Genomic DNA, 15,631 nt, shown 5'->3' with positions numbered 1-15,631 from the left:
AGACCCGTCTGGTTCGCTTGAGTCATGGAGATTCTCTGGGCGCTGATGGCAGTGATCATGATTGGGGCGGTTCTGGGCCCGTTCCTGCTGCGCAGGCGCGGCGGAATCCGCCAGGTCGCCCCCGGTTCACCGGACGCCGCGGACCCGGCGAACTACGGCTTCGCGCGTCAGGAGGAGCTGGACATCCGCATGCCGGGGCCTGATCACGACCTCATGGACGTCCTTGACGTGGTCCAGCAGTCGCAGAGCTGGAAGGCCGCGTCGCAGCTGCTCGCGGGCACGGAGGTGCACGGCGAGGTGCGCTGGCAGCGTGTGCAGGCGTTCGCGGGCGCGGCTTCCCTGGAGCTGCAGCGGCGTCCCGGCGGGGTCAGCGACCAGCCCGGCGGGCAGTGGCTGCGGGTGTGGCGTGCCGAGGCGCCCAAGGACGCGGGCGGCGCCGCGGTGCACGCGGAGTTCCTGGTCCAGCAGGCCTGGCGGTCGTCGCAGTCCGGGACGGACGAGTTCCGGATCATCCTGGAGGAGGCGAAGGAGGCGTGCGCGCAGGCGGCGCTGCTCTCCCCCGGTGACCCCGTCCCGTACATCATCGAGCTCTCCATCGCCCGCGGTCTCGCGTACCCGCGCGAGGAGTTCGAGCAGCTGTGGCTGAAGATCCTGGACCGCGCACCCGCGCACATGGGGGCGCACCTGGCGGCCCTGCACTACTGGTGCGAGAAGTGGCACGGCTCGCGCGACCTCGCGCACGACTTCGCGGAGGCCGCGGCGGCCCGCGCCCCCAAGGGCTCGCTCCTCTCCGCGCTCCCGCTCTTCGCGGTGTACGAGCACCTGCCCGAGGTGAATCTCGTCCGTGGTTTCTACGAGAGCGAGGTCGTCACGAAGGCGGTCGGGGGCGCGCTCTACGCGGTGCACTCGGCCCGCCCGGACGACCCGATGCTGGCGCACGTCCGGCACCTCCTGATCTTCTTCCTGGTCCGCAGCGAGCGCTGGGCGGAGGCGATGGACCAGCTGATCCACGTGGACGGCCACGTGGGCGCCCTGCCCTGGACGGTGTCCTCCGACCCTGCCGCGGACTACGCGGTGTACCGCGCGCTCGCGGTCGCGGGGTACGAGGCGAACGGCGGCAGCCCGGCGACGCTGTCGCACTGAGGGACGGTGAGAGGGGCGGCCCGAGGAATGCGGCCCTCCCGGAACACGTTGACCCAGTAGCCGCCGCCGCGTACGCAGCCACACACGTACGCCCACCCCGCATGCACCGCACGCCCCGCCCGCCCCGTTTCTGGAGGACAGCCCGATGCTCTTCGGCCGTACGCCCGAGCTCCCCACCCCCGAGCAGGCCCTGAAGGGCCGCGCGACCCCCGAATTCGAGGTCCCGTCCCGCCACACGGTCCTCGGCAACCCCCTCCTCGGCCCGTACCCCGACGGCCTGGAGATCGCGGACTTCGGGCTCGGCTGCTTCTGGGGGGCGGAGCGCAAGTTCTGGCAGACGGAAGGCGTCTGGACGACGTACGTCGGCTACCAGGGCGGGTCCACGGAGAACCCCTCGTACGAGGAGGTCTGCTCGGGCCTGACGGGGCACGCGGAAGTGGTCCGCGTGGTCTTCGACCCCAGCCGCGTCTCGTACGCCGCGCTCCTGAAGCTCTTCTGGGAGTCGCACAACCCCACGCAGGGCTTCCGCCAGGGCAACGACGTGGGCACGCAGTACCGCTCGGCGATCTACACCCACTCCGCCGACCAGGAGGCGGGGGCGGTGGCGTCACGCGACGCGTACCAGCAGGTGCTCACCTCGGCGGCGCACGGCGAGATCACGACCACCATCCTCCCGGCGGCGCCCCGCCCCTTCTGGCCCGCCGAGGGATATCACCAGCAGTACTTGGACAAAAACCCTGACGGCTACTGCGGAATCGGCGGCACGGGCCTGCAGCTGGACAGCCCCTCGGAGACGAACTGGGGGCGGGCCTGCCCGACGGGAATCGCTCCGGCGCCCACGGCGGAGTGACACGCCGCCCGCATCACTCGGCCTCGGCGAGGCGCCAGGCCACCATCCCGGCGGCTCCGGACCTGCTCTCCGTGTCGATCCTGAGCCGACCGGGCGGGTCAGTGACGCGGTGGAGGACGGGGACGCCGTCGCAGTCCACGGTCTGACTGACGGGCTTCTTCGGGCCTACGGAGAGGGTGATCTCCCCCTTCCCGGCGCAGGCGACGGACAGCTCGAAGGAACGTCCTTGCGGGAGTTCCGATTCGGTGTGGATTCCGTCGCCGACGCGTTCGAGGCCGGACTCGACGAAGAGCGGGTCGCTGTCGTCGATCGCTTCCGCACCCACCGCCCTCTCGGCCTGCTCACCAAGCCTGCGTTCGTCGTGGGCTGTTGAGGGGGGTGTCGAGGGGGACTCGCTCTTCTTCTGCCGTTCCGGTCCCGTCGATGCCTCGACGCCGTCCGCCCCCTCTGAACCACTGGTACAGCCGGTGACAAGGGCGGCGGACAGCAGTGCCGCGCAGAGGGTCAGAGCTTGGCCCACGTCCCGTCGTCGCATGTGATTTCCCCCTACGTTTTCACTTTTCGCCTGGTCAGGCGGGTCGGGGAGGAATCTATGCCGCTTCCGCCGCCTCGACGGCCTGCCCGCGGATCTTCTGAGCAAGATTTGAGAACGGCCGGCATCCGAGGGGGCCGAGGTCCGAGTTCCGAGGGCCGAGAGGGAGGCGGGTACGCTCCCGAGCGATGGACATCGAGGCGAGCTCCCACCCCCTGGCAGCGCTGTGGCACGACCTGCATCCGGGGTGCGAGCCCCTCGCACACACGTTCCGCGCCGCGTACGCCGACCGCTGGGTGCGCTTTCACAGCCTTCCAGGATCGAAGCGCTATCCGGAGACAGAGGCCGAGTACGCGACAGTCCTTGACCGGCACAACACCGTCCTCGACGAACTCTTCGCGGGGACGGACGTGTTCGTGGTGACCATGGACTGGGCCGCCGCATCGGACGGGACCTGCATCCCGGCCGAGCGCGCGGTGCTGCACCCCGTCGGGGTCCGCTGGTGGACCCGGCAGGATCACGACGACCCGGAACCCGAATTCCACACCGACACCCACCTGTACGCCGACCGGCGCCCCTGGGAACGCGGCTGTGTCGACCCGCTGCTGCGTGCCGTCGCGGACGAGCTGCTCGGGGAGGTCTTCGTCGCCGACACGGAGCTTCGGCGCATCCACCATCCCTACGACGGTGGCGCGGACGTCATCCACACCACCCCCGAGGAGCGCGACCGTCTCCGCGGCCTCCACACCGACTGGCTGTCGAGCCACCCTGGCGGACTCTGACCTCGTACGCTCTGCGACCTCGTACGCTCTGCCCATGCTTCTGTGGATCAACGGCCCCTTCGGAGGCGGCAAGACGCAGACCGCGCACGAGATCCGGCGGCGGCTTCCCGGCAGTGTCGTCTGCGATCCGGAGCACGTCGGTTTCGGGCTGCACCGCATGATGCCGCCGCCCCTGCGCGGGGACTTCCAGGATCTGCCGGCCTGGCGGCAAGGTGTGTACGAAGTCCTTGACCTGGCCCTGACGAAGCACGGCGGGACGGTGATCGTGCCGATGGCCGTCGTGGAGCCCGCCTACTTCCGGGAGACCGTCGGTCGCCTGCGTGAACGCGGGCACGACGTACGCCACTTCGCGCTCCTCGCCGACCGCCGCACCGTCCTGCGACGCCTGCGCGAGCGCGGCTTCGGACACGCGGTGCGCGCGGTGGCCGGCAAGAGCGCCCCGCTGCGCCGCGAGAGCTTCGCCGTGTCGAAGCTCGACCTGTGCCTGGAGCGCCTGCGCGAGCCGGAGTTCGCCGAACAGCTGCGGACCGACCACCTCACGATCCCCCAGGTCGCCGACCACATCGCGGCCGCGTCGGACCTGACACTGACCCCGAACACGGACCACCCCCTGACCGGCCGCCTGCGCCGCGCCTGGACCGGGGCGAGGCACATCCGCTTCGACTGACCGGCACAGGCGGCGGGCTCCGCCCCCCCCTCTGCCGTCAGCGAATCTGCCACAGGCCAAGAACCCTTACCTGGCGGAGGCGGGCCGTCGATGGTGGTGGGACCGGGGTGCGGCCGGCAGGAGTGCCGCCCCCACCGTCAGGAGGACGAACGATGCCACCACTCGGCCATGGCTGGGACCCCGCCCTCGTGCCCCGCGCCTCCGAGGGCGAGACGCCCGCCACTCGCTTCGACGACCATCTCGCCGCCCAACTCCTCGACCAGCGCATCATCTTCCTCGGGACGCAGGTCGACGAAGTGTCCGCGAATCGTGTGTGCGCGCAGATGCTGCTGCTCTCCGCCGGGGACCCGCGGACCGACATCAGCCTCTACATCAACAGCCCCGGCGGTTCCGTCACCGCCGGGCTCGCCATCTACGACACGATGCGGCTGATCCCGAACGACGTGTCGACCCTTGCCATGGGGTTCGCCGCCAGCATGGGGCAGTTCCTGCTCACCGTCGGGACCGCGGGGAAGCGTTTCGCGCTGCCCAACGCGCGGATCATGATGCACCAGCCCTCCGCAGGCATCGGCGGGACCACCGCCGACATCGCGATCCAGGCCGAGAACCTGGAGTTCACGAAGAAGTCCGTCGAGCGGATCACCGCCGAGCACACCGGGCAGTCGCAGGAGACCATCTCGCGTGACGGCGACCGTGACCGGTGGTTCACCGCCGAGCAGGCCAAGGAGTACGGGATGGTCGACCGCGTGCTTGATTCGCTCGCGGACGTGCGGCCCGCGGCGTCCAAGCCGCGGATGGGACTGGGGGTCTGAGGACATGAGCCAGTACACGATTCCGACCGTCGTCGAGCGCACTCCGCAGGGCGAGCGCGCCTACGACATCTACAGCAGGCTCCTCTCGGAGCGGATCATCTTCCTCGGCACCGAGATCGACGACGGCGTGGCCAATGTCGTCATCGCGCAGTTGCTTCATCTGGAGTCCTCGAACTCCGAGCGCGAGGTCTCCATCTACATCAACTCGCCCGGTGGATCCTTCACTTCACTCATGGCCATCTACGACACCATGAGCTTCATCAGCGCGCCCATCTCGACGGTCTGTGTCGGGCAGGCCGCATCCACCGCCGCCGTGCTCCTCGCCGGGGGCGACCCCGGGCGGCGGTTCGTGCTGGAGCATTCGCGCGTGCTGCTCGGGCAGCCCGCGAGCGGCGGGCAGCAGGGCACGGTCTCCGACCTCACCCTCCAGGCCAAGGAGATGGTGCGGATCCGCTCGCAGGTGGAGGAGGTGCTGTCCCGGCACTCGGGGCACGATGTCGCCACGCTGCGCGCGGACATGGACCGCGACAAGGTGTTCACCGCCGAGGACGCGGTGGCGTACGGGCTCGCCGACGAGGTGCTCAGCCGGCGCATGCTCGCCGCCGCCGCGGCCTGAACCGCAAGCCAAGCGCAGCGCACCGCACCGCACCGCACCGCACCGCACCGCACCGCACCGCGCCCGAGGAGCGTTCACGCCGCCAGGCGGATGTCTCCCTGGCGCGGTCGCGTCGGCTGTGCCAGGGAGACACTCGCCTGGCGGGTCAACTCGGTCTGGGCCAGGGAGAGCAGGTCCGCCAGGCTCAGGCCGAGCGCTCGGGCGCCGGCCGCGAGGACTTCGGACGAAGCCTCCTTGCGGCCCCGCTCCAGCTCGGAGAGGTACGGCATCGAGATGCGGGCCGCCTCCGCCACGTCCTTGAGCGTCCGCTCCTGAGCCTGACGCTCGCGGCGCAGCACGTCACCGACCACGTCCCGCCACAGCGGCTCCTTCGGCTTCGACGCTGACGCGGGCGACACAGGCGACACCGGTGCCACGGGAGTTGTGCGCACCGAGCGCGGGCGCAACGGGATGACGCGGGCCTGCCGCTCGGTCTGCGGGGCCTGCTCCGGCTCGTGGTACCGCTCGTGGCTGCTCACCCTTTCAGGGTAGGAGCCGCACGGCCTGTGGGGCAGCGATCAGCGTTCCGCCCCCGGCGAACACCTCACGTCAGCGCCTCCGCCAACGCCTCCGTCGCTTTGATCACCCACGCCGGATCCCCGTGCCGCAGCCCCCAGTGCGCCGCCGTCACCGCCCGCGCCTGCGCCCATCTCCGGGCCCGCTCGCGGTCGACCTCCGCCGCGTCGGCGAAGACGGCCAGGCGCCGCAGGGCCGCCGCCTTCGGGTCGGGGGCGGTGAGCAGGGGCTCGAAGCGGGTGCGGAGCAGCGTGATCGAGTCGTACGCCGGGTCCCCGACATAGCCCTTGGGGTCGATGGCGAGCCAGGGTTCGCGTTCCGACCTCAGTACGTTGGTGAAGTGCAGGTCGCCGTGGATCAGGGTGTCGGGCTGGTCGGCGCCCAGTTCGCGTACGGTCCCGATCGCCGCGGCCACCACGCGGGCGGGCAACGGCGAACCCAACTCCCGCTCCTCGTCCCGCAGTTCGCACTCCCACTCGGCCACGAGCGAGCTCATCCGCGGCAGCCCGTCGGGCGCGGGCACGGCGAGGCGGCGTGCCAGGCGCCCGGCCACGGTCACCGCCTCGTCGGTGTCCTCCACGTCGGCGAGCGAACCCGCCCCCGCCCGCTCGAGCAGCATCGCGAACCGCTCGTCGTCCCGTTCGAGCAGGCGGACCGCGCCCCGGCCCGACCACACCGCGAAGGCGTCGGGCTCGTGCACGTTGCCGGGGTGCGGGAAGGAGATCTTCAGGACGGCGGGCGTCGCGTCGTACCGCCGTCTCACGGGGACGACGATGCCGACCTGCCCGTGCGTGACCGCTTCCGCCGGCTCGCAGTCCCAGCGCCGCAGCAGCTCTTCGGCCAGCTCGGGCAGCGTCGCGAGCCAGGCCCGGCCCCGCTCGCCCTCCCGCTGGACCGTGCCGCGCGCGAAGTCCTCTGGTACCTGGATGGGTGTCCCGATCATCCCGGCACCCTAGCGAGGACGGCATGTGGCTACGGTTCACCCCATGCCCCTCGCTGAAGCCGCCGACGGAACCGCCCTGCACTACGAGGTCCACGGCTCAGGCCGCCCTCTCGTCCTGCTCGGCGGGCAGTCCAACAGCCGCCGCTGGTGGGACCCGGTGCGCGACGACTTCGCCGCCGCCTACCGGACCGTCGTCGTCGACTGGCGCGGCACCGGCGAGAGCGGCCACCCCGAGACCGACAGCTACAGCACCCCCGGCTTCGCCCGCGACGTCGTCGCCGTGCTCGACCACGCGGGGATCGACCGCGCCCACGTGTACGGCACGTCGATGGGCGGGCGCGTGGCCCAGTGGATCGCCGCCGATCATCCGGAGCGGGTCGACCGGCTCGTCCTCGGCTGTACGTCACCGGGGGCGCCGCACGGCATCGAGCGCGGGCCCGAGGTGCGGGCCGCCCTCAGCCAGCCCGATGCCGCGGCGGCGCACCGCGCCCTGAAGGAGCTGATGTACACCCCGGGCTGGATCGCCCGGCAGGGGGCGCACCCGGTGTTCCACACCCTCGGCGATCCGGACATGCCCGCGCACGCGCGGCGCCGCCATCTGCGGGCCAGCGCCCGGCACGACGCCTGGGACGCGCTGGTGCGGATCACGGCGCCGACCCTCGTCGTGCACGGCACCGACGACGTGTTCAACCCGACCGCCAACGCGCCTCTGCTCGCGGAGCGCATCCCCGGGGCCCGGATGCGGCTCATCTCCGGTGCGCGCCATGCGTACTTCGAGGAGTTCGCGGAGGTCGCCACCCCGCTCGTGCTCGACTTCCTTGCGGAGGAAACAGCACAGGAAGCAGCCCGGGAGACGGCGGAAGGGGCCTAGGACCCGCTGCCGTACGGCCTCGTCAGGATCTCCAGGGCGTGGCCGTTCGGGTCGTCCCAATAGGCGCCCCGGCCGCCGTCGTTGGTGTTGATCTCGTTGACGATCTTGTGGTGCGGGTCGGCCCAGTAGGTGAGGCCCGCGTCCTTGATGCGGCCGAAGATGGCGTCGAACTCGTCCTCGGAGACCAGGAAGGCGTAGTGCTGCGGGGTGATCGGCCCGCCGTCGCTCTCCAGGTAGTCGAGCGTGACCCCGTTGGGGATCTCGACCGGGGAGAACGGGCCGTACTGGGGGCCCACTTCAAGGCCCAGGATGTCGGCGAGGAACTGTGCGGACGCCTTGCTGTCCCGCGCGGCGACGATGGTGTGGTTGAGCTGGATGGTCATCGTGCGACCTCTTCCTGCGTCTGCTTCCGACGTCCGACCGCTGCGTCGGAAGGGCCGTGTTGACGCCCACCACACTAGGCACGGGCCACGCTCCCGGCATCGGTCACACGGCCCCCCACCGGCTGCGCAATGCGGCCTAGGGCCGCGGGCCGAGTCGAGTTCAGGCCACGCCCGGCGGGGCCTGGCGGCCGTCCGGGGCCGGGCGGTGCTCGACGGCGGGTCGCTGACCTACGACGCCGCCCTGCTGACCGCGGCGGGTCAGCAGGGCGGCGGTTGCGTCCTGGTTCTCACGCCCGGCCGGAGCCAGGGGGCGTGACGGTCAGATCGTGGCCGTGTCGATCACGAAGCGGTAGCGCACGTCGCTGGCGAGGACGCGCTCGTACGCCTCGTTGATCTGCGCGGCGTCGATCACCTCGATCTCCGAGCCCAGGTTGTGCTCGGCGCAGAAGTCCAGCATCTCCTGGGTCTCCTGGATGCCGCCGATCATGGAACCCGCGAGGGTCTTGCCGCCGCCGATCACGGAGAACAGGTTGAGCGAGACCGGCTCCTCGGGGGCGCCGACGTTCACGAAGGCACCCTCCGAGCGGAGCAGGCCCAGGTACTTGTCCAGCGGCAGCGGCGCGGAGACCGTCGAGAGGATCAGGTCGAAGGAGCCGGTCAGCTGCTCGAAGGTCGCGTCGTCGCTGGTCGCGTAGTAGTGGTCGGCGCCCAGGCGCAGGCCGTCGTCCTTCTTGCGCAGGGACTGCGAGAGGACGGTCACCTCTGCGCCCATGGCGTGTGCGATCTTGACGGCCATGTGGCCGAGACCGCCAAGGCCCACGACGGCGATCTTCTTGCCGGGGCCCGCGTTCCAGCGGTGGAGCGGGGAGTACGTGGTGATGCCCGCGCACAGGAGCGGCGCGGCGACGTCCAGGGAGAGCCCGTCGGGGATGCGGACGGTGAAGGCCTCGTCGACGACCACGTGCGTGGAGTAGCCGCCGTAGGTCGGCTCGCCGTCCTTGCCGAGGCCGTTGTACGTCGGCACGTTGCCCTTGAGGCAGTACTGCTCGAGGCCCGCCTTGCAGTTCTCGCACTCGCGGCAGGAGTCGACCATGCAGCCGACGCCGACGCGGTCGCCGACGGCGAACTTGGTGACGGCGGAGCCGACCTCGGTGACGACACCGGCGATCTCGTGGCCCGGGACCATCGGGAAGATGCCTTCGCCCCAGCCGTCGCGAGCCTGGTGGATGTCCGAGTGACAGATGCCGGCGTACTTGATGTCGATCAGTACGTCGGACACGCCCACCGGGCGGCGCGGGACGGTGGTCCGCTCCAGGGGGGCCTTGGCGGACGGGGCGGCGTAGGCGGAAACGGTGGTGCTTGTCTGTGCGGTCATGTCGTCAACCGTGCCAGCCTCGCGGACATCTACCCAGGTCACAGCTTTGCGTACGTCCAGTGGTCCTACTACTGGTGGGGACAGGCTCGTACGCCTGCGAGCCCGGATACTGGAATACATGAACGCCGACGCCGGGCAGCCCCAGCCCATCCCCGCACCCGAGCCGCTCGACGGCCGCGCCGAGCTCAGCGAGTTCCTGCGCACCCGCAGGGCCCGGCTCCAGCCGGAGGACGTCGGCCTGCCGAACTTCGGGCGCCACCGGCGGGTGCCGGGGCTCCGCCGCGAGGAGCTCGCGCAGCTCGCGGGCGTCTCCGTGGCGTACTACACACGCCTTGAGCAGGGCAACGGCCGCAATGTCTCGGGCGAGGTCCTGGACGCGATCGCGCGCGCCCTGCGGCTCACGGACGCCGAGCACGCCCATCTGACGCACCTGGCCAAGCCCAAGCAGCACAAGAAGAAGCGCGCGGCCCGCCCGCAGCGCATGCGGCCCGCGCTGCTCCAGCTCATGGACGCGATGGACGGCGTCCCCGCCTACGTGGTCGGCCGCCGCTCGGACATCCTCGGCTGGAACCGCATGGCCGCCGCGCTCTTCGGCGACTGGGGCGCGCTGCCGCCCGAGGAGCGGAACTGGGCGCGGATCTGCTTCCTGCACCCCGAGTCCCACGTGCTGTTCCGGGACTGGGAGCAGAAGGCGTCCGACCTGGTGAGCTTCCTGCGGATGGACGCGGGCTGCTATCCGAACGACCCGGCGCTCTCGGCCCTGGTCGGCGAGCTCTCCGTGAAGAGCGAGGAGTTCCGCAGCCTGTGGGCCACGCACGACGTGCGGGAGAAGGGCCACGGCGTCAAGCGCCTGCACCACTCCCTGGTGGGCGATCTCACCCTGTCGTTCGAAACGCTGCGGCTGCCCGACGATCACGATCAGTCACTGGTGACGTACCACGCGGAGCCGGACTCGGCGTCGGCCGAAGCGCTGCGGCTGCTCGCCAGCTGGGGAGCGGACGCGACGCGCACCGGCGCGTCGGGCGCCGGGAAGTAGCACCACGCACCACGCGCCACGCACCACCCGGCGCCGCGGTCGTCACGGCTGGTAGGGAGGCGCCGCGCCCCAGTTCCACAGCGGCACCGGCTGCTCGGCCGGGCGGTCGGCGTCCGGGCCCGAGAAGTAGACCGCGAGCCGTGTGCCCCACTCGACGTAGGCGAGGAAGGCGGAGCGGAACTCGGCATCCGTGGGAAGCCCCGCGTCGTCCGCCGCGTCCTGCATCAGGTTGACCCAGCGGCGGCGCTGCGGCTCGGTGATGCCCTTGCCGAGGTGCTTGCCGACCATCTGGGAGTGCCCGCCGTGCTCCTGCGAGTACGTGGCCGGGCCGCCGAAGACCTCGCCGAGCCACTGGGCGACGTGCAGGGCGTGCTCGACGGGCAGGCCCTCGAAGAGCGGGGCGAGGAGGTCGTCCTTGAGCACCTTCTCGTAGAAGATCTCCGTCAGGCGCTCGAAGCTCTCCTCGCCGCCCGCCCACGCGTACAGGGTCGGCGTCGAGGCGCCCGTGCCGCGCACGGTGGTGGGCGTGTAGTGGCGCATCTCCTCGATGTTCTCGACGTAGGGCCGGATCTCCGCGAAGAAGTCGCGGAAGAGCTCAGAGCCGCGGAATCCCTCCAGGTGGTCCTTGGTGGAGGTCCAGGTGATGCGCAGGACGAAGTGCTCGAAGTCCTCTTCGCAGCGGGTGAGTTCGTAGTCGATGCACTGCGGGGCCGCGGCCAGGGGGACGGCGGCGCGCGTGTACGCGGAGAGGAACTCCGCGGAGCGCTCGGACGGGATGCGGTAGCGGATGTACTCGACGGTGTGGGCGGTCATGTGACGTCGGCTTCCTGTGGGACGGGTGGTGCCGGCACGCGTGCTCCCCAGTCCCACAGCGCTTGCAGGACCGGGCCGAGTTCTTTCCCGTGGGGGGTGAGTTCGTAGGTGACCGTGGGGGGCCAGCCGGGCGTCCTGGTGCGCAGGACGACGCCTGCTGCGACCAGCTGGGCGAGCCGCTCTGTGAGCACCTTGTCCGACAACTCCGGCAAGGTGGAGGCCAGTTCGCTGTACGCGTAGGAGTCGGCCCGCAGCAGCTCGCGGACGATCAAGGTGGTCCAGCGGCCGCGCAGCGCGGCGAGGGTGATCTCCACGGGGCAGCCGGGGCTCGGCGCGGCGACGCGGGCCCTGGGGTCGTCCGGGAGCCCCTGTCCCACCCCCTGGCTTACCGTTCGGTGAGTCACGAAGCCGCCTCCTACTGTTGCCGAAAGGACCACCCCAGGAGGGTTACACATGGCGACGACAGCTCTTCCCACCCGTGCCGAGGACGTTCCCGCGGCCTTCGCCGAGCGGTTCAACAGCGGCGATCCGGGGGCCGTGCACGAACTGTACGAGGAGGGTGCCGCCTTCGTGCCGGAGTCGGGGGACGCGGTGCACGGGCTCGTGGAGATCGCGAAGGAGAACGGCCCGTTCCTCGCGATCGGGCTGCCCATCTCCGTACGCCCGCGCCATGTGCACGTGTCCGGCGACATCGCGCTGCTCGTCGTCGACTGGGAGATCGAGGGCGTCGTGAAGTCCACCGCCACGGACGTGGCACGCCGCGGCGCCGACGGGTACTGGCGATACGTGATCGACAGTCCCTTCGGCGCCGCGGTTCCTGCTTAGCCAGCGCGTGGTGCGGCTGGCTCATGTGCCGTCGTACGCGCTACTTGCCGTAGTACGCGTTGTAGACCGACAGCGTCGACTTGTTCCCCTTCTTGTCCGCGATCTTGGCGTGGAAGGAGATCCCCTTGCCCGCGGCCGGGTTCTTGACCTTGATCTTGCCGCCGCTGACGGTGGCCTTCTTCCAGGTCTGGCCGTAGTCGTACGACACGTACGTGGCAAGGGACTTGAGGTTCGCGCCCGCCGCCGCGCCGAGCACCGTGACCGGCACGGACTGGGTCTCGCCCGCCTTGACCCTGCTGCTCAGGTCGACCGCGGGGGCGAACCGTGCCGTGGAGACCGGCAGCTTCGCGCTCTCGGCCTTCTTGGAGCGGAACGTCCAGCTCGCGTCGATGCGGGTGGAGGCCGCAGCCACCTTGACGCTGCGCTTCACGGACGTCGACAGCTTGTACTCGGCCTCGGCCGCGGGGACCTTGAACGTGGAGCCGCCGGCCAGCGGGTCCTCGTTCTCGCCGATCTTGGTGGCGCCCTTGTAGAGGGTCGTCTTCACCGACGAGTAGAGCGAGGAGCCCGAGTGCGTCTTGCCGTCGGCGAACAGCGGCAGGGAGCCCGCGATCTCGTTGCCCTGCCGGAAGACGCCGTACTCGCCGCCGATGCGCGGCCCGAAGACGGCCGTGTTGAACGTCTTCTCGTAGCTCTTGCCCCCCGCGAACGTCTGCGCGGCGCCCAGCGAGTAGCCCGCGTCCTGGATCGGCCAGCCGTCCGGGTCGACCCCGGCGTGCTGCTCGAAGTTCAGGCCCCACTTCACGTCGTCGGCCGTGGACAGATACAGCGTCCGGGTGCCGGGCAGCGGCTGCGGAATGTTGATCGAGGAGCCGCCCGAGCTGCCGGGGAGGTACCCCAGGGCGCCGATCGTGCCCTTCTTCCCCTTGGCCGACGCGCCCAGGTTCACCTTCACCGTGGCCAGTTCGGACGCCTTGAAGTGCTTGGTGTAGCCCGTGGCGACCTGCTTGACCTTGCCGCCGAGCACGGTGTCGTACTCGGCGTCCTCACCCTTGGTCCAGTGCCCGTCCCACTGCTGGTGCAGCGAGCCGTCGGTGACCTGCGGGCCCAGGTGAGCGGTGCGGAAGTCGGTGTACGAGTCGAGCCACCATCCGAAGGTGTAGCTGCCGCCCGCCACGTCGACCGTGTAGTCGGGGGACGCGAAGAACGACTTGGCGTCGGCCGACGGGACCGTGATGTCGACCGGCTTCGCCGTCCGGGCGTCCAGCGTCACCGTGGTGTCCTTGGTGATGCTCAGCTTCGGCTGGGCGATCCAGTCGGCGCCCTTGGTGAAGTCGGCCGGGTCGGCGTACATGCTGGTGTTGAGCAGGTAACCGCCCTTGGGGACACGGATCTTGACTGTGCCGGACGCGTCGTACGGGTTGAAGGACTTGTCCGCGGCGAGGCCGGAGACACCCTCCAGGTCGCTGTCGTAGTACTTCGGGGCCTGTCCGTCACGGCCGATGTGCTTCAGCGTCAGCTCGTACGACTCGACCTCGCGCTCGACCGCGGCCGCCGTGCGCACGGACTGCCCGCCGCCGCTCGCCACGACGTACGCCGAGTACGCGCCGTCGACCGTGCCGCCGAGCTTGGTGTCGGTGGTCAGGTCGACCGCAGCCGTGCCGCCCGCCGGGACCTTCACGCTCTTCGCACCGAGCTTGAAGAAGCCCGCGGGTGCCGGGGCGCCCTTGGGGTTCAGGCCCGTCACCGCCAGGTCGAGGGTGACGTCCTCCTTGCCGAGGTTCTTGTACGTCACCTTCTTCGTGACCGGCTTGTCGTCGGTGTGCGGCCACTGCTGCGCCTCGAAGGAGAGGGAGACCGGCTCGGCGATCACCGACTGCTTGATGGCCTTGTCGACGGCGATGCGTCCCGAACCCTGCTGGAACGGCGTGTACTTGCCGTCCTTCGTGGACGCGGTCAGCGCGCCCTTGAGCTCGGCGTACTTCCAGTCCGGGTGCTGCTGCTTGAGCAGCGCGGCGGCGCCCGCCACGTGCGGGGTCGCCATCGACGTGCCGGAGATCGTCAGATAGCCCTCGGGCTTCTGGCCGACCTCCTGGTCGATGACGCTGCCGGGGGCCGCGGCGGCGGTGATGTCCACGCCGGGGGCGGTGACGTCGGGCTTGATGGCACCGTCGCCGACGCGCGGGCCCTGGCTGGAGAACTCGGCGAGCTTGTCGTTGTCGTCGACCGCGCCGACCGTCAGGGCCGCGTCCGCGCTGCCCGGGGAGCCGACGCTGCCGGGCGCTCCGTCGTTGCCCGCGGCGATCGCGAAGAGGATGCCCTTGTCCGCGGAGAGCTTGTCGACCTGGGCTTCGAGCGGGTCGACGCCGGGGGTGTCTCCGCCGCCGAGGCTCAGGTTCACGATGTCGGCGCCCTGTTCGGCCGCCCAGTCCATGCCCGCGATGATCCCGGAGTCGTCACCGGAGCCGGTGTCGTCGAGGACCTTGCCGTTCAGGAGCTTGGCGCCGGGCGCCACGCCCTTGAGCTTGCCGCCCGACTTCGCGCCGGTGCCGGCCGCGATGGAGGCGACGTGGGTGCCGTGGCCGTAGTGGTCCGTGGCGTCGGCCGCCGGGGTGAAGTTCTTCGCGCCGACGACCTGGTCCAACAGGTCGGCGTGCGTGGCGTCGACCCCGGTGTCCAGGACGGCGACCTTGACGCCCTTGCCGTCGAACCCGGCGGCCCACGCCTTGTCGGCGCCGATCTGCGGCACGCTCTTGTCGAGGCTCGCCTTGCGGACGCCGTCCAGCCAGACACGGCTGACGCCGGACGCGGTGGCCCCGCCCTTCTCGGCGACGAGCGCGGACCACAGGTCGCCCGCGTCCTGCTTCGGGGTGGTGATGGCGTCGGCGTTCAGGGACTTCAGGGTCCTGCGGACCGTGGTGTCACCCGCGGCGCGCACGTCGGACCTGGCCCCGGCGGCCGTCCCCTTGTAGCCGACGATCAGCTTGAGGCCCTTCTTCTGGGCCTTGCGGTTGTCCTTCTTGGCCAACTCGGTGATGTCGAACAGGCGCTGGTCCAGCTTGCCGGTGGCTATCAGGCGCTGGGCATCGGCCGGGATCACGAGGGTGTGACCGCCGACGCGCTTGGTCATGACGGGTATCCCCTCGCGCCCCTTCGCCCGCTCGAAGCGGGTGACGCGGCCCTTGGAGTCGGCGGTGACGCGGTCGCCGGTGACAAGCGTGATGCGGTGCGTGGTCTGTTCGGCGCTGTTGAGGCCCGCCTGCTGCGCGGCTGCCGGAGTCGCGTCCGGCGACTGCTTCGCCGCCGACGCCGGGCTGGTCATGCCCGCGGCGAGGGCCACGGCCGCCGCTGTGGCGATCGTGGCCCCGTAGGCTCTCTTCACTTTTCTGCGCAAGTCTCCCCCTGGAGGTCAAGGGGCTCCCGCCCCT

The 15,631-nt window shown here is 70.8% G+C and carries 17 protein-coding genes; 9 read left to right on the top strand and 8 right to left on the bottom strand.

The features are described 5' to 3' along the window. The first annotated feature begins 24 nt into the window (after positions 1-24). Both ABZ833_RS34645 and msrA read left to right on the top strand, forming a co-directional pair. Positions 25-1,143, top strand: a complete 1,119-nt coding sequence (locus tag ABZ833_RS34645) for a hypothetical protein (protein WP_361055316.1) — start codon at positions 25-27, stop codon at positions 1,141-1,143. A gap of 145 nt (positions 1,144-1,288) precedes the next feature. Continuing rightward, positions 1,289-1,993, top strand: a complete 705-nt coding sequence (msrA, locus tag ABZ833_RS34640) for a peptide-methionine (S)-S-oxide reductase MsrA (RefSeq protein WP_361055313.1) — start codon at positions 1,289-1,291, stop codon at positions 1,991-1,993. Positions 1,994-2,006: 13 nt separating this feature from the next. On the opposite strand, the gene ABZ833_RS34635 is transcribed toward msrA, so the two are convergent. Continuing rightward, a complete protein-coding gene (locus tag ABZ833_RS34635) occupies positions 2,007-2,528 on the bottom strand; it encodes a hypothetical protein (protein ID WP_361055310.1) in 522 nt (173 codons plus the stop codon). 185 nt (positions 2,529-2,713) lie between these two features. Between ABZ833_RS34635 and ABZ833_RS34630 the strand changes: the two genes are divergently transcribed. The 4 genes from ABZ833_RS34630 to ABZ833_RS34615 all read left to right on the top strand — a co-directional run bounded on the left by ABZ833_RS34630 (position 2,714) and on the right by ABZ833_RS34615 (position 5,402). Beyond that, entirely contained in the window at positions 2,714-3,307 is a 594-nt protein-coding gene (locus ABZ833_RS34630; RefSeq protein ID WP_361055308.1) for a hypothetical protein, read from the top strand. Between the two features lie 34 nt (positions 3,308-3,341). Further along, positions 3,342-3,974, top strand: coding sequence for an AAA family ATPase (locus ABZ833_RS34625; protein ID WP_361055305.1), 633 nt, complete (start codon positions 3,342-3,344; stop codon positions 3,972-3,974). A 152-nt stretch (positions 3,975-4,126) separates the two neighbouring features. Continuing rightward, positions 4,127-4,786 carry an ATP-dependent Clp protease proteolytic subunit gene (locus ABZ833_RS34620; protein WP_249588107.1) on the top strand — a complete coding sequence of 220 codons (660 nt, stop codon included), beginning with the start codon at positions 4,127-4,129 and terminating at the stop codon, positions 4,784-4,786. Between the two features lie 4 nt (positions 4,787-4,790). Continuing rightward, positions 4,791-5,402 (top strand): ATP-dependent Clp protease proteolytic subunit, encoded by a 612-nt coding sequence (locus ABZ833_RS34615; protein WP_361055301.1) that lies wholly within the window; start codon positions 4,791-4,793, stop codon positions 5,400-5,402. A gap of 74 nt (positions 5,403-5,476) precedes the next feature. Here the strand turns inward: ABZ833_RS34615 and ABZ833_RS34610 are convergent, their stop codons facing one another. Both ABZ833_RS34610 and ABZ833_RS34605 read right to left on the bottom strand, forming a co-directional pair. Then, positions 5,477-5,833, bottom strand: a complete 357-nt coding sequence (locus ABZ833_RS34610) for a helix-turn-helix transcriptional regulator (protein ID WP_361055776.1) — start codon at positions 5,831-5,833, stop codon at positions 5,477-5,479. Between the two features lie 152 nt (positions 5,834-5,985). Then, positions 5,986-6,900 carry an aminoglycoside phosphotransferase family protein gene (locus ABZ833_RS34605; protein ID WP_361055298.1) on the bottom strand — a complete coding sequence of 305 codons (915 nt, stop codon included), beginning with the start codon at positions 6,898-6,900 and terminating at the stop codon, positions 5,986-5,988. Positions 6,901-6,943: 43 nt separating this feature from the next. Here ABZ833_RS34605 and ABZ833_RS34600 point away from each other — a divergent pair, with 43 nt between their 5' ends. After that, on the top strand, positions 6,944-7,771 hold the full coding sequence (locus tag ABZ833_RS34600) for an alpha/beta fold hydrolase (RefSeq protein WP_361055295.1): 828 nt from the start codon (positions 6,944-6,946) through the stop codon (positions 7,769-7,771). On the opposite strand, the gene ABZ833_RS34595 is transcribed toward ABZ833_RS34600, so the two are convergent. Both ABZ833_RS34595 and ABZ833_RS34590 read right to left on the bottom strand, forming a co-directional pair. Then, complete coding sequence (locus ABZ833_RS34595) at positions 7,768-8,154, bottom strand: VOC family protein (RefSeq protein WP_361055292.1); 387 nt, start codon at positions 8,152-8,154, stop codon at positions 7,768-7,770. The two genes, ABZ833_RS34600 and ABZ833_RS34595, sit on opposite strands and share 4 nt — an antisense overlap. A gap of 319 nt (positions 8,155-8,473) precedes the next feature. Continuing rightward, positions 8,474-9,529, bottom strand: a complete 1,056-nt coding sequence (locus ABZ833_RS34590; protein WP_361055289.1) for an NAD(P)-dependent alcohol dehydrogenase — start codon at positions 9,527-9,529, stop codon at positions 8,474-8,476. 118 nt (positions 9,530-9,647) lie between these two features. Between ABZ833_RS34590 and ABZ833_RS34585 the strand changes: the two genes are divergently transcribed. After that, positions 9,648-10,565 (top strand): helix-turn-helix transcriptional regulator, encoded by a 918-nt coding sequence (locus ABZ833_RS34585; RefSeq protein WP_361055286.1) that lies wholly within the window; start codon positions 9,648-9,650, stop codon positions 10,563-10,565. Positions 10,566-10,607: 42 nt separating this feature from the next. On the opposite strand, the gene ABZ833_RS34580 is transcribed toward ABZ833_RS34585, so the two are convergent. After that, the gene (locus ABZ833_RS34580) at positions 10,608-11,378 is read right to left on the bottom strand and encodes an antibiotic biosynthesis monooxygenase (RefSeq protein ID WP_361055283.1); all 771 of its coding nucleotides are present in this window, start codon (positions 11,376-11,378) and stop codon (positions 10,608-10,610) included. After that, the gene (locus tag ABZ833_RS34575; RefSeq protein WP_361055280.1) at positions 11,375-11,782 is read right to left on the bottom strand and encodes a helix-turn-helix domain-containing protein; all 408 of its coding nucleotides are present in this window, start codon (positions 11,780-11,782) and stop codon (positions 11,375-11,377) included. The genes ABZ833_RS34580 and ABZ833_RS34575 overlap by 4 nt, the downstream gene beginning before the upstream one ends. 49 nt (positions 11,783-11,831) lie before the next feature. Between ABZ833_RS34575 and ABZ833_RS34570 the strand changes: the two genes are divergently transcribed. Further along, positions 11,832-12,203: a nuclear transport factor 2 family protein gene (locus ABZ833_RS34570; RefSeq protein ID WP_361055277.1), complete on the top strand. Its 372-nt coding sequence runs from the start codon at positions 11,832-11,834 to the stop codon at positions 12,201-12,203. A gap of 40 nt (positions 12,204-12,243) precedes the next feature. Here the strand turns inward: ABZ833_RS34570 and ABZ833_RS34565 are convergent, their stop codons facing one another. After that, positions 12,244-15,585, bottom strand: a complete 3,342-nt coding sequence (locus tag ABZ833_RS34565) for a S8 family peptidase (RefSeq protein ID WP_361055274.1) — start codon at positions 15,583-15,585, stop codon at positions 12,244-12,246. Positions 15,586-15,631 lie beyond the last annotated feature (46 nt).

This window comes from Streptomyces sp. NPDC047525 (assembly GCF_040643025.1).
Lineage (GTDB): Bacteria > Actinomycetota > Actinomycetes > Streptomycetales > Streptomycetaceae > Streptomyces > Streptomyces durmitorensis.
This window is presented reverse-complemented; position numbering and strand designations above follow the sequence as displayed.

Coding starts and splice junctions, on each gene's coding strand:
- ABZ833_RS34645 (WP_361055316.1), top strand. CDS start 25: ATGGAGATTCTCTGGGCGCTGATGGCAGTGATCATGATTGGGGCGGTT.
- msrA (WP_361055313.1), top strand. CDS start 1,289: ATGCTCTTCGGCCGTACGCCCGAGCTCCCCACCCCCGAGCAGGCCCTG.
- ABZ833_RS34635 (WP_361055310.1), bottom strand. CDS start 2,528: ATGCGACGACGGGACGTGGGCCAAGCTCTGACCCTCTGCGCGGCACTG.
- ABZ833_RS34630 (WP_361055308.1), top strand. CDS start 2,714: ATGGACATCGAGGCGAGCTCCCACCCCCTGGCAGCGCTGTGGCACGAC.
- ABZ833_RS34625 (WP_361055305.1), top strand. CDS start 3,342: ATGCTTCTGTGGATCAACGGCCCCTTCGGAGGCGGCAAGACGCAGACC.
- ABZ833_RS34620 (WP_249588107.1), top strand. CDS start 4,127: ATGCCACCACTCGGCCATGGCTGGGACCCCGCCCTCGTGCCCCGCGCC.
- ABZ833_RS34615 (WP_361055301.1), top strand. CDS start 4,791: ATGAGCCAGTACACGATTCCGACCGTCGTCGAGCGCACTCCGCAGGGC.
- ABZ833_RS34605 (WP_361055298.1), bottom strand. CDS start 6,900: ATGATCGGGACACCCATCCAGGTACCAGAGGACTTCGCGCGCGGCACG.
- ABZ833_RS34600 (WP_361055295.1), top strand. CDS start 6,944: ATGCCCCTCGCTGAAGCCGCCGACGGAACCGCCCTGCACTACGAGGTC.
- ABZ833_RS34595 (WP_361055292.1), bottom strand. CDS start 8,154: ATGACCATCCAGCTCAACCACACCATCGTCGCCGCGCGGGACAGCAAG.
- ABZ833_RS34590 (WP_361055289.1), bottom strand. CDS start 9,529: ATGACCGCACAGACAAGCACCACCGTTTCCGCCTACGCCGCCCCGTCC.
- ABZ833_RS34585 (WP_361055286.1), top strand. CDS start 9,648: ATGAACGCCGACGCCGGGCAGCCCCAGCCCATCCCCGCACCCGAGCCG.
- ABZ833_RS34580 (WP_361055283.1), bottom strand. CDS start 11,378: ATGACCGCCCACACCGTCGAGTACATCCGCTACCGCATCCCGTCCGAG.
- ABZ833_RS34570 (WP_361055277.1), top strand. CDS start 11,832: ATGGCGACGACAGCTCTTCCCACCCGTGCCGAGGACGTTCCCGCGGCC.